The organism is Aureitalea sp. L0-47, from assembly GCF_026126405.1.
GTDB lineage: Bacteria > Bacteroidota > Bacteroidia > Flavobacteriales > Flavobacteriaceae > Pukyongia.
The window spans coordinates 143,711-167,497 of record NZ_JAFMTQ010000006.1 but is presented as its reverse complement, the minus strand read 5'-3'; the positions used below and the strand labels follow the sequence as shown (position 1 = coordinate 167,497).

At 42.7% G+C, this 23,787-nt stretch carries 23 protein-coding genes and 1 tRNA gene; 14 read left to right on the top strand and 10 right to left on the bottom strand.

Annotated features, from left to right (window positions below):
- Positions 1-11 precede the first annotated feature (11 nt).
- A tRNA-Pro gene (locus J1N09_RS08405) sits at positions 12-86 on the top strand.
- Between the two features lie 270 nt (positions 87-356).
- Here J1N09_RS08405 and J1N09_RS08400 read toward each other — a convergent pair.
- Positions 357-1,289 (bottom strand): LysR substrate-binding domain-containing protein, encoded by a 933-nt coding sequence (locus J1N09_RS08400; RefSeq protein ID WP_265199682.1) that lies wholly within the window; start codon positions 1,287-1,289, stop codon positions 357-359.
- Between the two features lie 419 nt (positions 1,290-1,708).
- Between J1N09_RS08400 and J1N09_RS08395 the strand changes: the two genes are divergently transcribed.
- The 6 genes from J1N09_RS08395 to J1N09_RS08370 all read left to right on the top strand — a co-directional run bounded on the left by J1N09_RS08395 (position 1,709) and on the right by J1N09_RS08370 (position 7,400).
- Positions 1,709-2,002: a hypothetical protein gene (locus tag J1N09_RS08395; RefSeq protein ID WP_265199681.1), complete on the top strand. Its 294-nt coding sequence runs from the start codon at positions 1,709-1,711 to the stop codon at positions 2,000-2,002.
- 41 nt (positions 2,003-2,043) lie between these two features.
- Positions 2,044-3,009 carry a sodium-dependent bicarbonate transport family permease gene (locus J1N09_RS08390; RefSeq protein ID WP_265199680.1) on the top strand — a complete coding sequence of 322 codons (966 nt, stop codon included), beginning with the start codon at positions 2,044-2,046 and terminating at the stop codon, positions 3,007-3,009.
- Between the two features lie 391 nt (positions 3,010-3,400).
- On the top strand, positions 3,401-3,889 hold the full coding sequence (locus J1N09_RS08385; protein WP_265199679.1) for a GNAT family N-acetyltransferase: 489 nt from the start codon (positions 3,401-3,403) through the stop codon (positions 3,887-3,889).
- A gap of 28 nt (positions 3,890-3,917) precedes the next feature.
- A complete protein-coding gene (locus J1N09_RS08380) occupies positions 3,918-4,655 on the top strand; it encodes a cysteine dioxygenase (protein WP_265199678.1) in 738 nt (245 codons plus the stop codon).
- Between the two features lie 39 nt (positions 4,656-4,694).
- Positions 4,695-5,819 carry an o-succinylbenzoate synthase gene (menC, locus tag J1N09_RS08375; RefSeq protein WP_265199677.1) on the top strand — a complete coding sequence of 375 codons (1,125 nt, stop codon included), beginning with the start codon at positions 4,695-4,697 and terminating at the stop codon, positions 5,817-5,819.
- A gap of 18 nt (positions 5,820-5,837) precedes the next feature.
- A complete protein-coding gene (locus tag J1N09_RS08370) occupies positions 5,838-7,400 on the top strand; it encodes an N-acyl-D-amino-acid deacylase family protein (protein WP_265199675.1) in 1,563 nt (520 codons plus the stop codon).
- 34 nt (positions 7,401-7,434) lie between these two features.
- Here the strand turns inward: J1N09_RS08370 and J1N09_RS08365 are convergent, their stop codons facing one another.
- The 7 genes from J1N09_RS08365 to J1N09_RS08335 all read right to left on the bottom strand — a co-directional run bounded on the left by J1N09_RS08365 (position 7,435) and on the right by J1N09_RS08335 (position 14,008).
- Entirely contained in the window at positions 7,435-7,692 is a 258-nt protein-coding gene (locus tag J1N09_RS08365) for a HypC/HybG/HupF family hydrogenase formation chaperone (RefSeq protein WP_265199673.1), read from the bottom strand.
- A gap of 3 nt (positions 7,693-7,695) precedes the next feature.
- Positions 7,696-8,508, bottom strand: a complete 813-nt coding sequence (hypB, locus tag J1N09_RS08360; protein WP_265199670.1) for a hydrogenase nickel incorporation protein HypB — start codon at positions 8,506-8,508, stop codon at positions 7,696-7,698.
- Between the two features lie 3 nt (positions 8,509-8,511).
- Positions 8,512-8,976: a hydrogenase maturation protease gene (locus J1N09_RS08355; RefSeq protein ID WP_265199668.1), complete on the bottom strand. Its 465-nt coding sequence runs from the start codon at positions 8,974-8,976 to the stop codon at positions 8,512-8,514.
- On the bottom strand, positions 8,957-10,408 hold the full coding sequence (locus tag J1N09_RS08350; RefSeq protein ID WP_265199666.1) for a Ni/Fe hydrogenase subunit alpha: 1,452 nt from the start codon (positions 10,406-10,408) through the stop codon (positions 8,957-8,959). The genes J1N09_RS08355 and J1N09_RS08350 overlap by 20 nt, the downstream gene beginning before the upstream one ends.
- 21 nt (positions 10,409-10,429) lie before the next feature.
- Positions 10,430-11,695 carry a 2Fe-2S iron-sulfur cluster-binding protein gene (locus tag J1N09_RS08345; protein ID WP_265199664.1) on the bottom strand — a complete coding sequence of 422 codons (1,266 nt, stop codon included), beginning with the start codon at positions 11,693-11,695 and terminating at the stop codon, positions 10,430-10,432.
- Positions 11,688-13,505: an NAD(P)H-dependent oxidoreductase subunit E gene (locus J1N09_RS08340; protein ID WP_265199662.1), complete on the bottom strand. Its 1,818-nt coding sequence runs from the start codon at positions 13,503-13,505 to the stop codon at positions 11,688-11,690. The genes J1N09_RS08345 and J1N09_RS08340 overlap by 8 nt, the downstream gene beginning before the upstream one ends.
- Positions 13,506-13,675: 170 nt before the next feature.
- Positions 13,676-14,008 (bottom strand): hydrogenase maturation nickel metallochaperone HypA, encoded by a 333-nt coding sequence (locus tag J1N09_RS08335; RefSeq protein WP_265199661.1) that lies wholly within the window; start codon positions 14,006-14,008, stop codon positions 13,676-13,678.
- A 291-nt stretch (positions 14,009-14,299) separates the two neighbouring features.
- Here J1N09_RS08335 and J1N09_RS08330 point away from each other — a divergent pair, with 291 nt between their 5' ends.
- The 4 genes from J1N09_RS08330 to hypE are packed head-to-tail and all read left to right on the top strand — an operon-like array spanning position 14,300 to position 19,255.
- Positions 14,300-14,833, top strand: coding sequence for a hydrogenase maturation protease (locus J1N09_RS08330; protein WP_265199659.1), 534 nt, complete (start codon positions 14,300-14,302; stop codon positions 14,831-14,833).
- 29 nt (positions 14,834-14,862) lie between these two features.
- Positions 14,863-17,136 (top strand): carbamoyltransferase HypF, encoded by a 2,274-nt coding sequence (gene hypF, locus J1N09_RS08325; RefSeq protein ID WP_265199657.1) that lies wholly within the window; start codon positions 14,863-14,865, stop codon positions 17,134-17,136.
- Entirely contained in the window at positions 17,133-18,218 is a 1,086-nt protein-coding gene (hypD, locus tag J1N09_RS08320) for a hydrogenase formation protein HypD (RefSeq protein ID WP_265199655.1), read from the top strand. Before hypF ends, hypD begins: the two co-directional genes overlap by 4 nt.
- Positions 18,219-18,229: 11 nt before the next feature.
- On the top strand, positions 18,230-19,255 hold the full coding sequence (hypE, locus tag J1N09_RS08315) for a hydrogenase expression/formation protein HypE (protein ID WP_265199654.1): 1,026 nt from the start codon (positions 18,230-18,232) through the stop codon (positions 19,253-19,255).
- Here the strand turns inward: hypE and J1N09_RS08310 are convergent.
- Entirely contained in the window at positions 19,252-19,956 is a 705-nt protein-coding gene (locus J1N09_RS08310; RefSeq protein ID WP_265199653.1) for a sulfite exporter TauE/SafE family protein, read from the bottom strand. The genes hypE and J1N09_RS08310 overlap by 4 nt on opposite strands.
- Positions 19,957-20,048: 92 nt before the next feature.
- On the bottom strand, positions 20,049-21,374 hold the full coding sequence (locus J1N09_RS08305; protein ID WP_265199651.1) for an OmpP1/FadL family transporter: 1,326 nt from the start codon (positions 21,372-21,374) through the stop codon (positions 20,049-20,051).
- 246 nt (positions 21,375-21,620) lie between these two features.
- Here J1N09_RS08305 and J1N09_RS08300 point away from each other — a divergent pair, with 246 nt between their 5' ends.
- From J1N09_RS08300 to J1N09_RS08290, 3 genes are read left to right on the top strand one after another with little or no spacing between them, the layout of a single operon-like run.
- Positions 21,621-22,868 (top strand): NAD(P)/FAD-dependent oxidoreductase, encoded by a 1,248-nt coding sequence (locus J1N09_RS08300; RefSeq protein ID WP_265199649.1) that lies wholly within the window; start codon positions 21,621-21,623, stop codon positions 22,866-22,868.
- Between the two features lie 12 nt (positions 22,869-22,880).
- A complete protein-coding gene (locus tag J1N09_RS08295) occupies positions 22,881-23,189 on the top strand; it encodes a TusE/DsrC/DsvC family sulfur relay protein (protein ID WP_265199648.1) in 309 nt (102 codons plus the stop codon).
- Between the two features lie 34 nt (positions 23,190-23,223).
- Positions 23,224-23,700 carry a DsrE/DsrF/DrsH-like family protein gene (locus J1N09_RS08290; RefSeq protein WP_265199646.1) on the top strand — a complete coding sequence of 159 codons (477 nt, stop codon included), beginning with the start codon at positions 23,224-23,226 and terminating at the stop codon, positions 23,698-23,700.
- The last annotated feature ends 87 nt before the right edge of the window (positions 23,701-23,787 follow it).

The following is a 23,787-nucleotide window of genomic DNA, read 5'->3' as shown; positions in this document are numbered from 1 at the left end:
AGCTGTTTACTCGGGGTGTAGCGTAGCCCGGTTATCGCGCCTGCTTTGGGAGCAGGAGGTCGCAGGTTCGAATCCTGCCACCCCGACCGAGAAAAACCAGTCATGTGAATGACTGGTTTTTTTATTCCCGAACGCGAAAAACTTGTTTTTCAAAGTGAAGGGAATAAAAAAAGCAGTGCAACCTCTGGTTGCTGGTTTTTCTCGAGCACCGACCCCACTTCAGGATCACGAGGGGAGTGAGTAATCCTGGGATTCTGAATCAAGTTCAGAATGACAAGGGTGACGTATCAGAATGACAAGGGAGATGCAACCGCAGGTTGCTGGTTTTACTTAGCAATTTATATTTTACTCAGTGGTTATAGGTATTCCTCGAACCAGTTGAAATTTTCAGTGATGATCCTGTCTTTGTCTTCGCGGATATAATCCAGATAGGTGAGAGCGGTAGGTGATAGTTGTTTCGAATTCAGCCATATTAAGCGCCAATTGGTCACGATGGGAAGGCCCCGGGCCGGAATGATCTCAAGTTCGTCATTCATTAATGCATCCTTAATTCCGATGAGCGGCATGATCGAGTAACCCAATCCGGCGATGAGAGCCTGTTTTAAAGCTTCGTTGGAAGTAAGTTCAATCTTCTTATTGGTCGGGTAATTGTATTTCGACATATAAGTTTCCATGGCGTTACGCGTAGCAGACCCTTCTTCGCGATACAATAGAGGTTTCTCCTTAAATATTTTACTGGCAGTTAATTTTCCACCGCTCTTAAACTTTGTACCCCCTACGAGATATAGTTTATTCTGCATTAGGTCAATACGTTGGGTTTTGTTCTTCAAATGATCGGGAACGACCGACACCATTGCGAAGTCCACGGAATTTTGCTCCAGGTCCTGCACAACCTTTGTTTTGTTCGTTACATCCATGCTAAGATCCACGCCCTGGTGTTGGTGCATGAAATCAGATAGAAAATATGGCATAACATATTTTCCTGTTGAAACCACTGCAATTTTAAGCCTCCCGGCGACCTGTCCCTTAAAGGACATTGTTTTATAATTAATGGCTTCAACTTCATTGAGTATTTTTTCTGCTGCTTCAGCGATCTCTTTACCAAAATCTGTTAAAAAAAGCTTCCTGCCGATTACTTCGGTAAGGGGAATTGAGAACTGTTCCTGGAATTTTTTTAGTTGAATTGATACAGCTGGCTGGGTGAGATAGAGTTCTTCTGAAGCCTTTGTAATGCTTTGTTTTTCAGCAATTTTGTGAAATATCTGAAGTTGATGTAATGTGTAATTCATAAATAAACGTTATGTATATCATTATAAATATAAATAAAAATAAATGAAAAATTAGTTTCAACTTTGCAATGGAAATAAAAACAAAGGATGAGTTTTATTCAGACTAAAATATACGAAAAGCAGTCGAAGTACAAGCCGGAATCGAGATCCAGACGCATAAACAGGGTTAGAAATAGGTATTCTCGGATCGATAAGGTTCAGCTTGTACTTCCACTGTTTTTTGTTTTCATATTATCCTTGTCGTATATGAGCGACGGATTATTCCTAAATGAACTCCTAGTAAGTTGTTTCATAATAAGTTGTTTGTTTTTGCTAAAGACGTTTGAAAAAGAAAAATAACGTCAAGAAACCCATGGCGGTGTAAGTACCGTCATGGGTTCACTTTTAAATTGAATTTGTAACTTTTTAAAATAAATAAAATGGAAACCGTAACAATTAAAGATCAAAAAGTAAACCTGGTCGAGGGAACATTTACTCCTTCCGAAGCCGCGGATGTTATTTCCTCTTTGATTCGTGAAAAGATCAATTTTCACAAGATCCAACGACTAAGCTGGTGCGAAGGTGATCAGAACGCCAACACAGAATTCCCTGATGGACGTATCGGTGAATTACAGAAAGAACTGGCAGATGCAAAGGCATTCATAAACCAGTACCGACAGAGTGGTGTCCGTCTTAAGATCGAAGGGCAACTCACCGTATCGATCGCTGAATAATAATTGGCACCAAACTTCCTTAACAGGAATCGTTCTTTGACATGGATCTACATTTACTGGCGGATAATCTAACGAATCCGGCCCTGCTCTTCTTTTTCCTCGGAATACTCGCGGTACGTTTGAAGAGCGACCTCGAAATCCCGGCGAACTCGTCGAAGTTTATTTCACTGTATCTTTTGTTTGCCATAGGGTTTAAAGGCGGACAGGAATTGTCTCACAGCGAGATGGACCTTGAAATTCTTTGGTCCCTACTATTCGGGATATTCCTGGCGGTGATCGTTCCTTTATATACGTTCTTTATTCTGAAAAGAAAGTTCACTATTTGGAATTCGGGAGCTATTGCGGCCTCCTATGGATCGGTAAGTGCCGTGACCTTCGTGACTGCAATTTCCTTTCTTGAAATTGAGCAAATCGAATTTGGAGGGCATATGGTAGCTGTTATGGCCCTAATGGAGGCGCCTTCTATAATTGTGGGAGTGTTGCTCATTGCATTATTCAGTAAAAAGGAAGGTACTGTCATCCCATACAAAAAAGTATGTTCTCATGCTGTGACCAATGGGAGTGTACTCTTAATTATTGGATCGTTGGTTATCGGATATTTAGCAAGTGATGCACAGGCCGAAGGAATAGAGCCCTTTACCACTGATATTTTTAAAGGTTTCCTGGCCGTATTTCTTCTCGATATGGGAATTACCAGTGGCAAAAAACTGTCCACCTTTATGAACAAAGGATGGTTTGCCCTGATCTTTGCGATTATCATACCACTCGTAAACGGTATCATTGTGGCAGTCGTTTCGTCAACGTTCACCAGTAGTGAGGGCAACCGTTTATTGTTTGCCATACTGGCAGCTAGTGCATCCTATATTGCTGTGCCGGCTGCTATGCGAATAGCAGTCCCGAAAGCAAATCCTGGTCTTTACCTGCCGATGGCTTTGGCGATAACGTTTCCATTTAACATTACCCTCGGTATGCCACTGTATCTGTATATCATTCAAATTGTACCATAAATTTATCCGGTTAGCTCACGAACCGGATATCTAAGCGCCCAAAGTGGGCTTGTCAGGCACACACCCTGATAGTATAAGCAGCAATGCCTCGTTTCTCCTTCGGAAACGAGGTTTTGTTTTTTGTAAACATATGTAAATTAATTGATTAACGTAGTTTTTAGCTAGTCATATTCCTGGTTGAAAAGATATCACATTAAGGAAACATTATTTTCAAAAAATAGTTTTACATTCCTCAGAGAATTGTTATTTTATCTCCCTACGTCTTTTCTCGACTATCATTACTGATGGCTAGTGTAAAAAGTATGGACTTATCCATCTAATATAGTTTCGGACCTGGTCTGATCGTAGGTAAAATAGGAAACTTCAGATGCTTCACGCAAAAAAACAGGATTTGGACATAGAACCTTGCACGATCCGAGATTATCAAGTTGTTGCTGAGATTTACAATGAATATATCTCCGATGGTAATGCCACCATGGAAGAGAATTACAAGTCGGCAGCAGACATCGCCAAGTGGGTCGCAGACTTCAACGACAGAGAGCGCCTATACTCACTGAAGAAAGAAGAAAAGGTGATAGGTTGGGGTATTATCAAAAGATACAGTGAAAGAGGAGGCTATCGTTTCACGGCTGAAACAGCGATATACATCACAACCGAAGAATTGCGAAAAGGGTATGGTAGTGAAATGAAAAGATTTCTCATCGATCAGTGCCGGGATCTGGGTTATCACCACCTTGTAGCAAAAGTTTTTGCCCACAACGAAGCAAGTATCAAATACAATATGGAATTGGGATATACCATCGTTGGAACCCAGAAAGAAGTAGGATTTAAGAACGACCGATGGGTGGACGTAGTGATAATGCAATACCTTATAAACTGACAATTTAATGATTACAAATACAACATATATGGAAAAGGAAAAGATGAACTCATCTTTAAAAAATTTAATTCAACAGATTCAATCGCATTTGAACGAACACAATAGCCTAACACCGAAAAGAGCTGCGGAATTGGTTGCTGAGGCAAATGTTACGGAGGAGGATCTAATGCCATTTGCCGATTTCAATCACCCGGTGGAAGATTGTTATGGAAGGCGATTAGTACATGAGACCGATCAGTTCGAAGTGATGGTGATGTCCTGGAATCCGGGAGATTATTCTTCCATTCACAATCACGGATACACCGAATGGGGAGTTGTACAGGTCTTTGGAAATACACATCATTTTATATTTCACGTTAAGGACAATACACTTTGTTTTTCGAAAAAAGAGATCATTCCTTCCGGTTCAGTGGTTAAAGTGAACAACGCTTTGATCCACCAGATGGGTAATACCTCCGGCGCTCCCTATCTTACATTACATGTTTACGGAGTAAACCAGAAAGACAATGGTATTACTGATGATGCCATGAATTTCGATCTTGCGTTCGATCGCATCGCCTATACCAGCGGCGGGGCCTTTTTTAAATTACCTTCGGAAGCGATAAATCGTACTGAACCCGGCGTTATACCTTCGGATGAAGTACTTATCCATTACGCGTATTTATATATGGACTATTGTTTACGACAGGAGCCTTCCGAAGAGATATCCAGGATCAAAGAGCAGATTGTCTTAAAGATGGAACAATTGGTAAATGTAACCGTATAAACTGTTTTGCATGATAACAATCCAGGCACAACTGTAAATATGGAAGGCATAATTACCTTAAAGCGTATTGAATTATACCTCATAGATCTTCCTCAGAAAAGTACCTTCAAATCGGGGATTGGAGAACGAAAGTCGAAAAAGACAATTCTCGTAAAATGGATAGACAAAGAGGGTAGAGTGGGATATGGTGAGTGTTCGTGCAGACCGGACCCTTTTTATTCTGCGGAATTCATCAAGGCTTCGCTGATCCTCATTCAGAAATTTATAATTCCCAGACTGCAGCCCTCCCAAAGCTATAAGGATGTAATCCATATTCTCAATGGTATCCGCGGATGGAACTTCACGAAATCGGCTGTAGAATCTGCTATGTACCAGGTTTTAAAGCAACAGTCGAAAGCTAAGGGACTCTCCGATTATTTAAACAGTGATATGAAGCCCTCAGTGCCTGTGGGTATTTCCCTGGGTATTTACGACGACCAGGCAGAAATGCTGGATGTTGTAAATAAATCAATTGACGAAGGATATAAGCGGTTGAAATTTAAGATCTCACCTTACGTGAACTCTAGCGTTTTCGAATCAGTTTATCCTTTGCTTTCAGAAAGAAATGTGCAATTGAGTTTTGATGCTAACGGAAGCTTTCGGGGCAGTGATCTTGAAAAGCTATCACATTACACTCACTTTGAAACACACGTTGAACAACCCACACCTCCGGATCGTTTCGACTTGCTCCTGGAGGCCAGGCGCAGATATCCGAAGCTGAAGATTTGCTTTGATGAGGAAGTGGAAAGTATTGGCGATGTGGTAAAATTGCACCAATTGGGTCTACTGGATGAGCTGAATTTAAAAATCGGCCGGGTAGGGGGGATAACTAGCAGTATCGAGATCCTGAATTACTGCAAGAACCACGATATACCCTGCTGGATGGGAGGAATGTTCGAGACAGGTGTAGGTCGATTACAGAACCTGGAATTGGCGGCCTATCTTGCAAACGCCAAAGCCAATGACCTCAGTCCATCGAGTCGCTATTTTGTTGAAGATATTATCAGCCCCGCAATTGAAATGGACAATGGTTTGATCGATGTGCGGAAATCATTAGAGAGCAATATCCTCCAGGAGAAGATCGATTATTACACACTACAAAGTCACGAATATTCACTACCATAAAACAAGCATATAAATTCTATGTTGGATTACCTTATTATTAACGCCACGATATGCACAGGTTTGAAGCAAAAAGCTGTGATTCAGCCTGTTGGTATTCTGGGGAATAAAATAGTCCTGTTTGATCCGGACACAGAACTGCCAGAGGCTAAGGAAACCATCGATGGTGGCGGACGAATACTCTCGCCCGGATTTATAGACCCGCACGCATCTACAGGCTTTGGTTACTTCTTCCCCAATGCGGCTGATCACAAATTGTATCAAGGTATTACTACAGAAATTTTTGGTAATTGTGGTACATCTCCGGCACCAATCGGTGAGAACCTCAAACCTACCATGGAGCGCTTATCAGGAGAAATTGGGTTTCCATTCAACTGGACGAGTCTGGAGGAATATTTTAAAGCGATCAAAGACAATCTTCAGTTTAATATTGCAACCTTGATCGGACACAGTACACTTCGCGGCGGTAACCTGGAAGACTGGAAAGTATTAAAAGATCAGGAGTTGGAAGCTATGAAATCTTCTCTTAGGGAGGCCCTGGAGCAGGGGGGTATTGGTTTTTCAACGGGATTGATCTATCCACCCGGCTGTTTTGCAGAAACAAAGGAAATTGTTGAGCTCGCCAAAATCGCTGCTGAAAAAGACGGGGTGTATGCCTCGCATATACGAGACGAACGTGATAAAGTGGAAGAAGCAGTGGAAGAGGCATTGACTGTGTGCAAAGGCGCGAACATTCGGACGCTGGTGAGCCATTTGAAAGCAGCGGAGAAGCAAAACTGGGGAAAAATTCCAAAGATTCTAAAGGAACTCGAGAAATTCAACGAAGAAAACCCTGAGAATGAAGTGGCAATCGACGTATATCCTTATACTGCCATATCTACTAAAATGAGAGCCTTTATCCCGAAATATATTCTGAAAGATGGAATAAAGGAAATCAAAGAGAAATTGCAACAGGATGAGGTGGTTAAAAGTATTGCAGACTGGATCGTTTCCAGGGATTACGACCTTTCGCAAATGCTTGTCATTTCAAAAGAGAACAAAGATTTTGCCGGTAAGGATGTTAGGCAGATCGCCAAAGAACAAGGGCTTTCCGAAGCGGAAACAGTAGCCAGGATTTTGATGGACAATACCGAAGCGTGGATCGTATACCATTGTATTGACCAGGAAGATATCGATGCTGCAATTCTCTGGGAAAAGGCAATGGTGTGCACTGATTCCTGGAGTTATCCCATCAATGCACCCACGACGATTGGAGAGCCACACCCCAGGTCCTATGGTGCCTTTACGGAATACCTGCAACGGTATGTGAAAGAACTCAAGGCGTTGAGCTGGGAAGAGGCCGTCCATAAGATCACTTACCTCCCTGCGCAATTCTTTAAATTAGAGGGGAGAGGCCAGATAACCACAGATTATTATGCGGATCTCGTGTTACTGAACCCGGAAACGCTGAAAGTAAATGCTACTTACACAGAACCCCGTTCACTATCGGAAGGGGTGGAGTTTTTATGGGTAAACGGTGAAATGGTGATTGAAAATAAGACCGTAAAGCCTGTAAATCCTGGAAAAATACTGACACATCACTGAAGGTGATGATAGTAGAAAATTTTGTTTGAAAAGATTATGGAGACGAAGGGTCAAGTTCCCCGAGCTCGTCAAGTTGCTTTAGTAGTTCAAAAGTTTTCTTAGCTTCTTCTTCATCCACGATGCTAATGGCAGCTCCAACATGGACAAGGACGTAGTCGTCTAATTTGGCCTCGGGCACTAACGCAAGACTGACTTCCTTCATCACACCGTCAAAGGAAACTTTTCCTGTCCTGAATTCTATTGCTTCGGGATTAACGATCTCTACGAGTTTTCCGGGTATTGCCAGGCACATACTTTAGATTGATTTAAATTCTTCTTTAAGCCAATTATACCATTCCTTCATTCCAGTTCCTTTTGTAGCGGATAACTCAAAGAATTGTAGTTTCGGATTGACTTTAAGCGCATTCTCCTTCAGTACTTCTAAATCTGTGTCAAGATACGGTATTAGATCGATTTTGTTAATAATACAGATATCCGAAGTATGGAACATGTCGGGATACTTCAACGGCTTGTCGTCACCTTCAGTAGGACTTATTATTACCACACGCTTGCTTTCTCCCAGGTCGAACATGGATGGACATACCAGGTTCCCCACGTTTTCGATCATCAGGATTCCATTTTTCTCAATTGAGAGTTGTTTCACTGCTTCAAGGACGATCTCACTTTCCAGGTGACAGCCCTTTCCTGTATTTATCTGAAGCACCGGAACATCCAATGCTGCAATTCTATTGGCATCATTTCGCGTTTGCTGGTCACCTTCAATAACATAAAATGGCACTTCATCCTTGAGATCCGCTAATGTTCTTTCCAGTATAGCGGTCTTTCCGGAGCCCGGAGAGCTAACAAGATTAAGTGCGAATACCCCCTTGGCTTCAAAATAACCACGATTTTTAGCCGCCATCAAATCGTTGTGCTGAAGGATATTCTCCTCAAGTTGAAGTACCCTGTGATTGTGATCGTGGTGGTGGTGATCTTGATGGTCATGATCATGATGATGATGGTGGTGATGCCCATGATCGTGTTCATGTTCATGCTGATTTTTTCCTGTACCGGGTTCCAGGATCATCACCTTGTTTTCTTCTGAAGAGCATCCGCAAGTGCCGCACATAATTTAATGGTTTACTGTTAGTTCTAATATTTCTTTTCTGAAAAATTTCAAAGCTGTCGAAAGATTCTTGCTCGCCTTTTCAGACATTCCGATCTTCAATTCAAAATCTACTCCTGAAATCCCCAGGATAAACGATTCGGGCCGAGCATCGTATATGGTATCAGCCAGGTATAGAACCGTTTCAGGATCCAGCTGGTGGGTTGTAAAGCTATCGGTCTGCAAAGGTTTACCCTCTTCTAAATGAAATCCGTTTTCAAAAGTATTGATATGGGCATCTACAAAGTAGACACGATTGTATTGCGATATTAACTCGGCATCCTCCACCTGAAGTTGGTATCTATACTCCAGATCGTAGTTTGCAGGGATCTCACCTTCAATAGCATCCAGAAAGGCCCAACCCAAACCATCGTCCGATCGGCCCGAATTGCCTATTCCCAGTATCAGTATTTTACATCCTGAGTCGTTCATCGATCTTGTTTCCGTAAGCGTCTATAATTGAAATATCCAATGGCATCTTACCCAGGGCATGCGTAGCACAGCTCAAACATGGGTCGTAAGCACGAATGGCCACTTCGATCTGGTTCATCATGGCTTCCGTAACCTGCGGTTGTCCGCTGATCTCGTTCTGCGCTACCCAGCGAACCGCTCGATTCATAGCCTCATTATTATGAGTGGTTGATACGATAAGGTTACATCTAGTGATCCGGTCTTTGTCGTCCACTTCATAATGGTGGATTAACGTACCACGAGGTGCTTCAATAATACCTACTCCCTCTTTTCGTCTTTCTCCCTTACGCAAAAGGTCGTTGGAAATGATATCGTCATCCTCCAGCAGTTTCTTCATCATTTCGGCACAGTAAAGGATCTCGATCAATCGGGCCCAGTGGGTATGCATTGTCATATTGTTGATAGCACCGCCTGCAGCCTTGAATTCAAGTCTTTCTTTTTCTGCTAAAGGAGTTTCAATTCCATCGCAAATATTTACTCGAGCCAACGGTCCAACACGATTCCAGCCATCTTCACGTCCAATATGCTTCAGGTATGGGAACTTCAGATATGACCATTTTTCTACACCTTCGTAGAAATGCTTGGCATAATCAACGTCTGGAATGTCGTCAAGGGTTATGTTCCCCTGCCAATCGGTTGCCCGAAGATTTCCATCGTACAATTCAAGGAACCCATTATCCTTTTTAACCAAGCCAAGGTGGCCGGATGGATAATTTGCGAAATTGTCCAGGAATGTACTGTTTTTACTATGATACTCTTTGATGAATTCCAGAACTTCCACAGACCACTCTATCATGGTGTCTATTGATGGCAATTCTTTTCCATCCAGGAATCTGTTTCTTTCCTTAACGGTGATCTTTTTATGAACTCCTCCGGGTGTGGTTGAGATACCGTGGATACGTTTACCAGCAACCATCTTAATGATCTCTTGCCCAAATTTCCGCATCAGGATCCCTTTCTTGGCCAACGCAGGATACTCCATGGCTACGGCCACTACATTTCGTTTTACGGGATCGGCATCGTAACCGAACAATAGGTCGGGAGATGCCAGGTAGAAGAAGTGTAAGGCATGCGATTGGAATACCTGCCCGAAGTGCAATAACTTGCGGATCTTCTGAGCGGGTATCGACAGGTCCTCGGGATCTAATCCGACGATCTGATCGATTGCCTTTGCTGCCGCAAGGTGGTGACTCACCGGGCAGATTCCACAGAGTCGCTGCACCAAAACAGGAGCTTCCCAGTAAGGGTGGCCCTGAATAAATCTTTCAAACCCCCTGAATTCTACAATATGAAAGAAAGCGTCGTTGACATTATTGTTGTCATCCAGGTGTATGGTAACTTTCCCATGTCCTTCCACTCTGGTTACGGGATCTATGACTAATTTTTGTGACATATCAATATTTTTTCAAGGCGGTTAATCGTATTTAAATTCATCGTGGGCAATGGAAAATTCTTCTCCCAGAAGAATACTTTTTACCACTTTCCAGATGTGCTGAGCGTTAGGCGGACATCCTGGAATGTAATAGTCGATCTTCACTACTTCATTACAGGGATATACGTTGTTCAATAACTTTGGAATGTCCTCATGATTTGGAATCACGTCCGCGCCAACTTCCGTGGTCACACCGTTGATATAGGCTTCCTCGAGACACTCTTTGAGAGAGACGAAATTTCTCATAGCGGGAATTCCACCCATAATAGCGCATTCCCCAAATCCAACCAGGATATCACATTTCTTACGGAATTCACGAAGTACTTCCACGTTTTCAGAATTGGCACATCCTCCCTCTACCAGACCTATGTGACATTGCTTACTGAATTTCTTTATGTCAGTTAGCGGCGATTTATTAAATTCAACTATTTCAAGAACATCCAGCAGGTCGGTGTCAATATCTAGTAACGACATATGGCATCCGAAGCAGCCTGCCAGTGATGTTGTGGCCACTATAAACTTACCATCCTCAGTAGCTCGTAACAGGTCTTCTTTAACCTGGGGTAGAATATCCTTGCCCAAAAGGTCATATTTCCGCTCACCGAATGGCTGCTCCTGAATCATTCCTTTTACAAGAATAGCTCCAACAGGACAAATATTCATCGCGTGTAGCGCTTCAGCTTCGCTGAGTTTTGCTTCCTGTTCGTAGTCGATATGAACACGGGTCTTCACTCCTCGCTGAACGAAGGAGAACACATCCTTGCCGTCTTTGGTTTTCACTTCTTCCACACAGCGTTTACAGAGTATACAGCGGTTGGATTCCATGATCATGCGCTTAGGATTGAAGTCGACTATCTTATCACTAAACACGTGTGGGTAACGAGTTACTGTAATACCCATGTCGTATCCCAGGTTCTGCATATCGCAATTACCACTCTTTTCACAGGATGGGCAGAAGTGATTACCTTCAGCATAGAGCATTTCGATGATTGCTTTTCGATTGTCGAGCAATTCAGCAGTATTAACTTCAATGTCCATTCCTTCGGAAACCGCAACCGTACATCCTGTTGTCTCCCTGCCGTTTATTTTTACGGTACAGATCCTACAGGTAGCCAGTGGATTCAGTTCTTTAAAATAACAGAGTGTAGGGATATAAATTCCATTCTGTTTGGCAACATCTACCAGGTTCATTCCGGCTTCAGCCTGCATAGGCCTGCCATCGATTTTTATGTTTACCAGGTTACTCATAGTCGGCAGTCATTTCGTTAATTATTTGGTCGTAATGATCGGTTGCATCCTTTAGATTGAATGCCTTATTGAAGTCGGTGTTTTCAGAAAGAACCGTTCCGAAAACTTCCGGGAATTTGAATATGGCATCGTTGAGCGCATTGGATGATGCTTTACCTAGTCCGCAGCGACTCGTTGTTTTAATGATCTTACTCCATTCCTTGATCTCCTGTAAGTCTTTCTCTTCTCCGTGACCCAATTTGATTCTGTCGATCTTTTTATTCAACAGGAAGTTACCTGTTCGGCATGGAACACATATTCCGCAGGATTCATGTACGAAGAAATCGGCCACATTTTTCAACGTACCCAGTACGTCTCGTTCTTCATTGAAGATCATGACCGAACCACCGGCACGCAACCCTACACCGGACATTCTTGCGGAGTAGTGATCACGGTCTTTGAATTGGAATAGTTCGTGGTCACCTATCATATTCTCACCTGAGATGTCGCGATCAAAATCGATTGGACTCAAACATTCTCCCGCATAACCGTTGAAGAGAGCAAACTTGGTATTCTTTGCACCCACGAGTTTGAGGAAATCACGTAGTTTCATACCCCATTCGATCTCATATAATCCAGGTCTCTCACAGTCTCCAGAGACACTGAGGAGCTTAGTGCCGGGTGTGAGTTCGGTTCCTAGTTCGAGGTATTTACTCAATCCCATATTCAGTATTCTTGGCACGGCACAAAGGGTTTCTACGTTATTCACTACAGTGGGTTTCCCCTTAAATCCTTTTTCCACGGGGAAGTATTCCTTGGTACTTGGCTCCCCGCGTTTTCCCTCCATAGAGTGGATCAATGCGGTTTCCTCACCACAAACATAAGCTCCGGCACCCATGTGGATATAAATATCAAAATCGAAAGCTTGTTTCGCCTTAATATCCTTTCCAAGGCAACCATTGTTTCGATAATCCTGAAGCAGGGCTTCCAATCGTTTTTTAAGATACATATATTCAGCTCTCAAGTATATTGCACCTACACTTGCGCCAATGGCGTAGCCTGCTAGAATCATACCTTCGATAAGCGTTTCAGGATATTTTTGAAGTAATACTCTGTCCTTGAACGTACCCGGCTCACCTTCGTCGGCATTACAAATCAGGTAACGAATGTCGGCTTCATTCTGTCGGCAGAACTGCCATTTTAGCCCAGTTGGGAAGAAGGCACCACCGCGGCCGGTAAGTTTGGATTCTCTTACCAATTCGATTATTTCCTCTGGAGAATATCTGTGCAGATTTGATAATCCTGAGAAGCGAGTATAAGGCTTGAAGAATACAGTTCGGTCTTCTTCAGGAGTATACCTGATGTTCGTCTCAGGCTCGTCACATATCTCCCTGATCTTATCACCTTCTTTGAGGCGATCGATGATCTTGTACACTTTTTCCGGGGTAAGGTTGGTAAACGGTTTGAGATTAATCAGGCATGAAGGTTCCTGATCGCTCAGCCCTATACAGGGAGTCTTAAACAAACCAAATCTGCCATCGGCAGTGACCTGTCCCAGCTTAATTCCCAGGGCATCCTCAAACGCCTCAAGGACTTCTTTCCTGCCTGATAATTCCGATACTATGGAATCGTTTAAATAGATAGTGCATTTTCCACTGGGGATCCTGTGGTAGAAATGATAAAAGGTCACAACACCTTCGAGTTCCATTCGGGACATTTCAAACTGATTCGCAATCTTCGAAATGTCGTCGTGCCCGATGTGTCGTTTTTTGCGATGGACTTTCCAAAGAACGTCCATTAGCTTACTCCGGTCTATATTATTATTTAGCATGAACAAGAATTTTGGTACGATCTAAATGTAACACAACCATACCATCGGAAATATGACAATAATCAATAACAAACCTTTTGCTCAATTCGCAAATCACAGCGAAAAATATTGCAAAGTTTCATTTCAATATGTGAAGAAATTAAATTATTCTTCGTGAAGAAATAAAAACGCTATGAAATCTCTAAAGACTTAACACGCAGTTCTTTACCAAAAAGAATTGTTTTTGAAAAACTTTCGCATTTCGGACATTGGTCGTAGAAATTCTCAAGCTCAAATTCCGATTCACAATCAACACATTTTGCTCGACCTTTAATGATATTGATCTTCTTTTTTGCGTTTTCTAATACGGTGTTTTTTACAGCTGTAGGCCATACAAAATTTAGTGAATCCAATTCGATCCCGGCCAAATCCCCGATATCAAGTTCGATAAGATCGACTTGTTTAGCGTTTGTTTTTTCCAGTTCTTTTTCAGCAATTGAAACAATGCCTAAAGCGACGGACATTTCGTGCATTTCGATCGTATAAGCGGTTACTATAAATCCAAGGTAAAATTATTGCTACAGTATTACTCGAAATATGATAACTGTCATGTTATAGAGGGTGATATATTATTAAATTGAATCGTCTAATTTCCTAACAATCAATTCAATTGAAGTCGCTATAAGTACATTTTTCGATCATGCTTATAATCAAAGAAAAACAAGATACTTATTACGAAAGTATAATAAGAAGTGGATACACCCGAAGAGAAAGAAGAGGAAGAATTTGAAGCAGCGGAATAAAATCTATTGAAAATGAAGACTACCAAAAGAAATTCAATCTCAGTTAGCAGTGATGCTTACTTCTTTGAAAAAGACAAATCCGACTCCGTTTTAGTGATGGGAGTTGGTAATTACCTGATGGGAGACGAAGGGGTTGGTGTCCATCTTATCCAGGCTTTGTCTGAACTTGAATTGCCGGATAACCTGGAAATTTTGGATGGCGGTACGGGTGGTTTCCTAATGTTGAATTGTTTCGATTCGTATGATACCATCGTATTTGTAGATGCCACAATGGACGCAAAGGAAGAAGGAACAATTTCCTTGATTCGGCCCAAGTTTGCTGCAGACTATCCTCCTACACTTAGTGTACATGGCGTAGGCCTAAAAGAAATGATAGAAGCAGCCTACCTGATGGAAAACGTCCCCGAGATTTATCTGTTCACGGTTTCGATCGATCGGATCGATCCAATGTCAATCGGACTTAGTGATAAGGTTAAGAAAGCGGTTTCCAAACTAATTGTCAAAATACTGGATTTAGCAGAAGAGTTGCATTCGAGAAAATTGTAAATTTATCCATCTCACAGGCAGTATTTTGAATGCAAGAATGCTATAAAATTTCAATTTCCGGACAGGTTCAGGGTGTAGGCTTCAGACCTCATGTCTATACCTTAGCCCAGCGTTTTCAGCTTAAAGGCAGCGTATCCAATAATGAGGAAGGTGTTATTATATTCATACTCGGACAAAAAGAGATGGCACTTTTGTTTTACTCAGAGTTGATCGCTAATCCACCTAAGGTTTCAAAGATCGTGGATCACAGTATTGAACCGGTGAGCTCCAAAACCTTTGAAGATTTTCAAATTGTTCCTTCGGAAAAAGGAAGTAATTTAAACCTTCAACTCACACCTGATTTCGCCATTTGCGATAGCTGTGCCGGTGAAATTCAGGATAAAGAAAACCGGCGATACAATTATCCTTTTACTACCTGTGTGCATTGTGGTCCGCGTTGGGCCGTTACCGAAACCTTTCCCTTTGAACGTGAAAATACATCGCTGGATAAATTTCCTATGTGCGATCCCTGCATGAAGGAATACACGGATCCAGCGAACAAAAGATTTCATTCACAAACAAATTCCTGCTCTACTTGTGGTGTTCAATACGAATTAACCACTAATGACGGACAAAAGCTCGATCTTGACAGCGCTGAGATCTTTTCTGAAATGGGACGATTGATCCGTGAAGGAAATATTCTTGCTATTAAAAATACCTCGGGTTACCTGTTATGCTGCGATGCTACTTTGGAATCCAGCATTAAGCGTCTCAGAATAAATAAAAACCGCCCGGATAAGCCTTTTGCCCTAATGTACCCTTCTCTGGATATGGTGAAAAAGGATTTCGACCCTCAGCCGGAGGAATTAACGTTACTCACTTCTACTGAACGCCCTATTGTCATACTTTCTTCTGAAGGATATCGCGGTGAAATTGTTCAGCAGGAAGTAGCTCCGGGTTTGAAACAACTAGGAGTTATGTTGCCTTACTCGGCTGTGATGAAGCTATTCGCTGATGAACTTAAAGTGCCTGTTATCGCCACTAGCGGTAATCTTCACGGTTCGCCAATACTCAGCGATAGAAAGGAAGCCGAAGAGAAACTGGGAAAAGTAGTCGATTATTTCTTCCATCACAACCTGGAAATATCAAACCCACAGGACGATTCGGTAGTGAAGATCACTTCGGAAAGCAGGATGCCTTTGCTATTCAGAAGGTCGCGGGGCTATGCACCGAACTTTAGTAAGAACGATACAACTATTCAGAAAAAAATAGTAGCCCTTGGAGGAAACCTGAAAAGCACCATTGCTTTTGTTCCGAATGACTTCACCTACGTGAGTGAGTACCTGGGTGTACTCGATAATTCGGAAGTTTATGATCGCTTCACCGAAAATGTCTCCAAAATGTTGAACATCTTCGAAGCGCAGCCGGAAGTCATCCTCACAGATAAACATCCTGCCTATCTCAGCACTCAGTACGGAAAAGAACTGGCAAAAAAGAAGGGCATCGAATATTTGGAGATCCAACATCACAAGGCGCATTTTGCGGCTGTTTTGGGAGAACACGAATTGTTCGATTTGGGAGATAAAGTACTGGGCGTGGTTTGGGACGGAACCGGTTACGGAGACGATAGTAACATCTGGGGTGGAGAGTTCTTCCTGTACGAGGAAGGTAAAATGGAGCGAGTGGCCCACTTCGATTATTTTGAATGGATGGCCGGAGACAAAATGGCAAAAGATACGCGACTCCCATTGTTTTCTCTTTCGGAAGACAGTTCTTCGGAATGGATCACGGATAAATTCAGTACGGAAGAGATCCGAATCTATGATCAAATGAAGAAGAACAATACATTGAAAACCTCTTCGGTGGGTCGGATCTTCGACGCTGTAGCGTCACTGCTGGGCATAGCAGATTCCAACCAGTACGAAGGCCAGGCAGCCATTTTAATGGAGAGTCGGCTTTCGGGAGTTGATTTGTCAGATCTCAAGTGTTACGTTCAATTATCCAATTCCTCTGTGGTTCCCACTCATGAGATATGGAATTGTATTGTGGCTGATTTTCAGGATGGATTGGAAACTGAGCGGATTTTGGCTAATTTCATTTATACCCTGGCAAGTGTAATTGAGCAAATGTCGAAGCTTCACGGAGTTAAGAAGATGGCATTCAGCGGCGGCGTATTTCAGAATACAATTTTAATCGACATGATAAATCGCATAGTTGGGGACGAATGTAAACTGTATTTTCACCGAAATTTATCGCCTAACGATGAAAACATCTCGCTGGGACAGTTGATGTATTACGTACATTGTACACCGTATAACCAATGAAATACCTAAACGAATACAGAGACCTGGAGACTACCAGGAACTACCTGAAACGCATCGAAGAAACGGTGACGCAGCCATGGAACATTATGGAAGTCTGCGGAGGTCAGACCCATGGTCTCATCAAAAACGGGATCATAGATCTGCTTCCTGAAAAAGTGCGGATGATCCACGGTCCTGGCTGTCCGGTTTGCGTTACCCCTCTTCAGCTTATCGATAAGGCATTAGCTTTAATGGAACAAGGAGTGATCGTTTGTTCCTTCGGGGATATGATACGTGTACCCGGAAGCAAAAAGAGCTTACTGGAGGCGAAAGCGGAGGGAGGTGACCTGCGTGTGCTGTATTCACCACTTGAAGCCGTGAAGATCGCAAAGGAGAATCCTGACAGGGAAGTGGTATTCTTTGCAGTTGGATTCGAAACAACTGCTCCGGCAAATGCTTTGTCGGTACTGCACGCCAAAAAGGAGGGAGTAACCAACTATTCCATACTGGTCTCTCATGTACTGGTTCCGCCGGCCATGGAAGCCATACTGGATGACGAATTTTGCAATATTGACGCTTTTCTTGGAGCCGGAAATGTATGTGCGATCATGGGAACTTCGGAATACGAGGAATTGACGAAAAAACACAATATCCCTGTGGTTGTAACCGGCTTCGAACCACTGGACCTCGTACAAGGGATTTTTATGGCGGTTTCACAGCTGGAAGCAGGTAAGGCAAAAGTTGAAAACCAGTATTCTCGCATCGTGAAAGACGAAGGGAATATCGCTGCGAAGGAAGTGATAAGCAAGGTGTTCGAGGTGGCCGACCGCGACTGGAGAGGTATAGGGACTATACCGAATAGTGGATACGTCCTACGTGAGGATTTCGCTAAGTTTGATGCTGAGAAGAAATTTGGTGTTGGAGATATAAATACTGAAGAACATGCTAGTTGTATTGCGGGGGCTATTCTGAAAGGCATTAAAAAGCCTCATGAATGCTCGGAATTCGGTAAGCGCTGTACACCGTCAAATCCTTTGGGTGCGCCCATGGTTTCTTCGGAAGGAGCCTGTGCTGCCTATTACAATTTTTCAGAAACACATTAAGACATTCATAGATGAGTGAATCCAAGCTGGAACGATCAACTATAAACCTCGGACACGGCAGTGGCGGTACAATGACGCGGGAATTGCTGGACGAGGTAATTTTTAAAACGTTCAACAATCCGTATCTCAACACCAAACACGATGGTGCTATCCTCGAGATAAACTCTAAGATTGCGGTATCAACCGATAGTTTCGTAGTAAACCCTATTTTCTTCAAAGGAGCGAATATTGGTGAATTGGCTGTTCACGGCACCGTGAACGATGTAGCCATGTGCGGCGCTATTCCGCAGTACCTATCACTGGCTTTTATTGTGGAGGAAGGTCTAAGTATGGATGATTTTATAAAGATCGTTAGATCTATCAAACTAGCTGCCAACGATAGTGGTGTGCAGGTGATTACCGGAGATACCAAAGTAGTTGAACGTGGTAAGGGAGATAAGATCTTTATCAATACCACAGGTATTGGAAAGGTTCATCCCAAGGCGAATATTTCAATGGACAGGGTAAAAGTAGGTGACAAGATCATCGTGAGCGGACCTATCGCTCAACACGGAATGGCGATCATGACACAGCGTGAAGGACTGGAATTTGAATCGGATATTATTAGTGATTCCACCAATCTCAATTACCTGGTGAAAGATCTTCTGGACGGATTTGGTGAGCAAATTCACCTCCTGCGCGATCCAACACGTGGAGGTGTTTCCGGCGTTCTTACGGAAATAGCTATGGATACCAATAAAGAAGTTCATATTTACGAGAAAGACATCCCTCTGGAAAAACAGGTAGCCGCGGCCTGTGAGATTCTTGGGCTCGATCCTTTGTACGTGGCAAACGAAGGGTTATTCATTGCTATAGTCGATCCTGAAATAGAGCAGCATGTTGTAACCTTACTGCGGAAATCAGATAAGGGAAGGCAAGCTAGATGCATTGGGGAAGTTTCAAGTAAGGAATCTCCAAAAGTTGTGCTCCATAGCCTTATAGGAGGAAAGCGTATTGTGAGTCCGTTGATCGGGGAGCAATTGCCTCGAATTTGTTAGAACGACAAGATCCAGTACACCCCTACAATAATCGCAAATAAGCCTGCTGCCAATCGAATTCCAGTGAAGAATGATTCATTGTGACGATCCTTAGCCAGTGATGCTACCGAACCTATGGTAAAAGCATAGGCTGTCATGGCGATAAGGATACCCAGGCTAAATCCACCAATATAGCCAAGAGCTTCCGGCCAGGTTTCAAAACTCAGAACTGGCAGAAATAGAAAAAAGTGCACAAGCCCCGCCAGTCCATGTATGATACCTATCCCGAAAGCAGCGAGTTTACCTTGTTTTCGAAGTTTGGTATGACTGTGATCGTGACTTGGATGTTTGGAATGATCGTGTGGGTGGGAGTGTATCAGGCTTTTATCACCCGCATGAACGTGCATATGTTTATGTGCCCTACCCGGACGAACTATCCTGTAGATGACCCACAGTCCTATGCCAACGAGTAACAATCCTACGATCTGTTCCGAATAATCAGAGATTTCCTCAATAGAGATTACTTCTGAAAACGCAGCCATTAAAAGACCAATGATGGCCATCCCGAAAAGATGTCCTAATCCCCACGCCAGACCAATTTTCCAGGCTTTTCGTTTGGCAACCAAGGCGAAGGGGGTAACCGCGGCAAGATGATCGGGTCCTGTGATCACATGGAGTATAGAGGCAAACATTGCTGCTATAAAAGGAAAGCTCTCGGACATTCAATTAAAAAATTGTTTTGTAAAAATAAAGAACTATTTAAAGACCAGCCTGACCGGCCTTTAAATAGTTCAGCTTTTAACCAATTGAGATATTATTCTGTTTGTTCTGTTTTGGTTTTGAAGGTATAACTGGCTCCAACCATTACCAAAGAGGTGGTCATATCGTATGAAACTTCACTTCCTGGTATTGCTCCATAAGGTGGGAAATTGGAGATGAACATTGGGTTGAGTAATGGACCTGAAGTGGCTCCGTTGCTCGCACCGTAGTGGAATACTCCGTCCAGTTTAATTGCGTCGTTAACCTCGTAGCTCAATCCGAATTGGAAAGCATTTTCAATGATGGCAGTTGCCGGCACATTGAAGAAAGCTACATCACTTTCGATTGGGTTTGAACTGTAAGTATATCCAAGCCGTAGTGGTAACCTGTCCACACCTTTATACTGAACACCTGCAGAAATAACACTGATGTTTTTCCATCCAAATCCTGCTACAGAAGCTGTTTGTGTCCATCCTGTTTCTGAGAAACCGTCTGTGTTTTCATAATCCACAATGCGGTAATCTAAAGCTATATCAAAGTCTCCTTCGGAAAATCCTGCTCCGAACGACCAGATTGCCGGATAATCGAGTGCCAGATCATTGGTATTGGTTGCACCATTTAAGTAAGTGTTTTCCAATTCGAAATCACCAAAAGACTGCATGGTTTTATAAGATGTACCAAATTTAAATCCTACTCCTGTGTCGTAGTAAAGTCCTATTTGACCACCAAATCCAAGTGCTGTGGCTTTATCGGTAGATGGATAACCAAATGCGGTTGGGTTGGCTGTTGGGTTAGGCATTAATTCCAGGGTGGCATAGTTAAAGGTAGGTTGCACACCAATGGAGAATTGTTCCGAGATCTGGTATGCCCATGTGAAACCAAGTTGCAACAGGCTATAGTCTGATTCAATTCGTCCGAAACCACCAAAATTTTGTGGCGCGTTGATAGGGTTCATAGCATTTTCCGGGAAGGTGACCCCAAATCCACTGATTCCGAAAGCGGAAGCACCGAAGGTATGTTTACTATCGGATGCACCCCAAACCATTGCAATGTTAGGTAGTGGAGATACTCCTCTGTCGTCTTCAGTAACACCACTAAAGAACTGTCCTGTTGGCATACCCATGCTATCGAATACAGGCACGGTAGAACTCAGTTCAGGAGAAGAGAAGAACAACCCTATATCCAGCTTCAGTATATCGCTATCGAAAGAAGAAATGGTTGCCGGGTTCCAGTGAAGAGCCCCCGAAATATCCGTGGGTTGCCCTGTGGCGGCACCACCCATTGACATATTGACCGCACCAACACCTTGCATGATGTGACCCGCTTGTGAGTACACAGCGAGTGAAAAGAGGAAGGTAAGAATACTAAGAATATTTCTCATGATTTATGGTTTAATAGCTATCCCGAAAACAGTCCTTAGGATTTGAATCCAATGAATAGCCGTCGTTATTATTCTTAATTGTAGCCACAAAGCTATCTACGGATTAGATGAGGAAATATGACATTCATCATGATTTCGAGGGTGTAATTGTCCTTATGACATTTATCATAATTCATTCTGAATACTGACTTTAATTTTATCCTCGAAAAACAAGGGGAATTGTTCCCAATTGTAAAATACACCAGCATGAAAAATCTTGTAATTCTTGGAGCCGGAACTGCCGGCACGATGATGGCCAATCATTTATCCAAGAAACTTTCAAAAAATGATTGGCAGATCACTGTAGTAGACCAGCACAAAACACATTATTATCAACCGGGATTCTTGTTTTTACCATTTGATATTTACACAGAAGATCAGGTGAAGAAGGACGGAACCAAATTCGTTCCCAAATCGGTAAATTATATTCAGAAAAAAATCGAACTCATTCAACCGGAAGCGAACAGCGTGAAGCTGGAAGGTGGAGAGAGTTTAGGTTATGATATTCTAATTGTAGCCACTGGTTCAACCATTGCGCCGGACGAAACTGAAGGTATGGATGGCCCCATGTGGCATAAGAACATCTTCGATTTCTACACCTATGAAGGCGCAAAGGGATTGCGCGATAAATTACGCGAATTTGAGGGTGGTAAACTAGTAGTTCATATCACTGAAATGCCTATTAAATGTCCCGTAGCTCCATTGGAATTTGCTTTCCTTGCCGATTCTTATTTCAAGAATAAGGGAATGCGAGACAAAGTTGATATCACTTACGTTACTCCCTTGGATGGTGCCTTTACGAAGCCCCGAGCGGCAAAAGCGTTGGATTACTTACTAAATGAAAAAAATATTAATGAGGTCACGAGCTTTAACATAGAAAGGGTGGACTATGAGAACAACAAGATCATAGACTATGCTGATGTAGAAGTTGAATACGATCTGCTAGTTACCGTTCCTACGAATATGGGAGATTCGGTGATAGAACGTTCTGGTTTGGGAGATGACTTGAATTTCATACCTACTCATAAGGGCACTCTGCAAAGCAAGGAATACGAAAATATGTTCGTAATTGGTGATGCGACCAACATTCCTACCTCAAAAGCGGGATCGGTTGCTCACTTTGAAGCAGAGATTCTTACCGATAACATCCTGAGCTATATTAAGGGAGATGAATTGGAAGAAGAATTTGACGGTCATGCGAATTGCTTCGTGGAGACTGGTAATGGCAAAGCCTTATTGATCGATTTCAACTATGAGCACGAACCTGTTGAGGGGACGTTTCCAATTCCGGGAATCGGCCCATTACGCCTGCTGAAGGAAAGCCGCTTTAACCACATGGGTAAGCTGGCATTCCGTTGGGTGTATTGGAATATGTTGCTGAAAGGAGTGCCAATACCATTTGTTCCGGCAAAAATGAATGAAAAGGGAAAAAAACTAGAAACTGTTAATTCATAATTATAGAAGACCATGAAAAAAATGATCGCACAAAGAGAAATAGATGTTAACGAAGAAGGGTATCTGCTCGATTTTAGTCAGTGGAACCGGGAAGTAGGCCAGGAACTTGCGGCTGAGAAGAATATTACACTCACCGATAGGCATTGGGAGGTAATAGACTATCTTCAGGATAAGCATCATAAGGAAGAGGCCCTCTCTATTCGTGGTATTAAGAAAAGCGGGGTGATCAATGTGAAGGAATTCTACAGCTTGTTCCCGGGTGGACCACTTAAAGTTTCCACTCTTATTGCAGGTATACCTAAGCCTAAGAGCTGTATTTAAGAACGAATAAAATAAACAGGATAAAACTCATATCATGGGAGAAACTAAAGTAAAAAAGATGCTTTTCATCCTTTCAAAAGGAACTATTGAGAATGCCTATGCAGCATTTGTTATGGCTAATGGAGCTAGAATGGAAGGTATCGATGCGGAGATATTTTTTACCTTCTTCGGCCTGGAAGCAGTTCAGAAGAAAAAACTGGAACACTTACACGTAGCAACCGTGGGTAACCCTGCAATGCACATACCAACAATGCTTGGAGGACTGCCCGGTATGGAGGCATTTGCCACAAAAATGATGAAGAAGGAAATGGAGAAACTGGATATGCCACCGGTAGGGGAGTTCCTTGAAATACTCTCGGATTCCGGATGTAAGCTTTGGGGTTGCAAACTTGCGGTGGATATGTTCCATTTGGAAAGAGAAGATTTTATCGATGAACTGGACGGTATAATCACCATAGGTGATTTCTATTCAAGAGCCGACCAGGAAGGAACACATTTATTATTTATCTAAGGTATTTATAGTTGTTACCTTTAGTTGATTGATTTATTTGCAAAGAATAGCGGCTTAATTGTCGCTATTTTTTGTTTTGAGGAAACC

What these genes read in the sequence shown, in the direction of transcription:
- J1N09_RS08395 (WP_265199681.1), top strand. Translation starts at nt 1,709, where the DNA reads ATGGAAACCGTAACAATTAAAGATCAAAAAGTAAACCTGGTCGAGGGA.
- J1N09_RS08310 (WP_265199653.1), bottom strand. Translation starts at nt 19,956, where the DNA reads ATGTCCGAGAGCTTTCCTTTTATAGCAGCAATGTTTGCCTCTATACTC.
- J1N09_RS08400 (WP_265199682.1), bottom strand. Translation starts at nt 1,289, where the DNA reads ATGAATTACACATTACATCAACTTCAGATATTTCACAAAATTGCTGAA.
- hypF (WP_265199657.1), top strand. Translation starts at nt 14,863, where the DNA reads ATGCAAGAATGCTATAAAATTTCAATTTCCGGACAGGTTCAGGGTGTA.
- J1N09_RS08350 (WP_265199666.1), bottom strand. Translation starts at nt 10,408, where the DNA reads ATGTCACAAAAATTAGTCATAGATCCCGTAACCAGAGTGGAAGGACAT.
- J1N09_RS08365 (WP_265199673.1), bottom strand. Translation starts at nt 7,692, where the DNA reads ATGTGCCTGGCAATACCCGGAAAACTCGTAGAGATCGTTAATCCCGAA.
- J1N09_RS08380 (WP_265199678.1), top strand. Translation starts at nt 3,918, where the DNA reads ATGGAAAAGGAAAAGATGAACTCATCTTTAAAAAATTTAATTCAACAG.
- menC (WP_265199677.1), top strand. Translation starts at nt 4,695, where the DNA reads ATGGAAGGCATAATTACCTTAAAGCGTATTGAATTATACCTCATAGAT.
- J1N09_RS08340 (WP_265199662.1), bottom strand. Translation starts at nt 13,505, where the DNA reads ATGCTAAATAATAATATAGACCGGAGTAAGCTAATGGACGTTCTTTGG.
- J1N09_RS08305 (WP_265199651.1), bottom strand. Translation starts at nt 21,374, where the DNA reads ATGAGAAATATTCTTAGTATTCTTACCTTCCTCTTTTCACTCGCTGTG.
- hypD (WP_265199655.1), top strand. Translation starts at nt 17,133, where the DNA reads ATGAAATACCTAAACGAATACAGAGACCTGGAGACTACCAGGAACTAC.
- J1N09_RS08390 (WP_265199680.1), top strand. Translation starts at nt 2,044, where the DNA reads ATGGATCTACATTTACTGGCGGATAATCTAACGAATCCGGCCCTGCTC.
- J1N09_RS08330 (WP_265199659.1), top strand. Translation starts at nt 14,300, where the DNA reads ATGAAGACTACCAAAAGAAATTCAATCTCAGTTAGCAGTGATGCTTAC.
- J1N09_RS08335 (WP_265199661.1), bottom strand. Translation starts at nt 14,008, where the DNA reads ATGTCCGTCGCTTTAGGCATTGTTTCAATTGCTGAAAAAGAACTGGAA.
- J1N09_RS08355 (WP_265199668.1), bottom strand. Translation starts at nt 8,976, where the DNA reads ATGAACGACTCAGGATGTAAAATACTGATACTGGGAATAGGCAATTCG.
- J1N09_RS08290 (WP_265199646.1), top strand. Translation starts at nt 23,224, where the DNA reads ATGGGAGAAACTAAAGTAAAAAAGATGCTTTTCATCCTTTCAAAAGGA.
- hypE (WP_265199654.1), top strand. Translation starts at nt 18,230, where the DNA reads ATGAGTGAATCCAAGCTGGAACGATCAACTATAAACCTCGGACACGGC.
- J1N09_RS08300 (WP_265199649.1), top strand. Translation starts at nt 21,621, where the DNA reads ATGAAAAATCTTGTAATTCTTGGAGCCGGAACTGCCGGCACGATGATG.
- hypB (WP_265199670.1), bottom strand. Translation starts at nt 8,508, where the DNA reads ATGTGCGGCACTTGCGGATGCTCTTCAGAAGAAAACAAGGTGATGATC.
- J1N09_RS08370 (WP_265199675.1), top strand. Translation starts at nt 5,838, where the DNA reads ATGTTGGATTACCTTATTATTAACGCCACGATATGCACAGGTTTGAAG.
- J1N09_RS08295 (WP_265199648.1), top strand. Translation starts at nt 22,881, where the DNA reads ATGAAAAAAATGATCGCACAAAGAGAAATAGATGTTAACGAAGAAGGG.
- J1N09_RS08345 (WP_265199664.1), bottom strand. Translation starts at nt 11,695, where the DNA reads ATGAGTAACCTGGTAAACATAAAAATCGATGGCAGGCCTATGCAGGCT.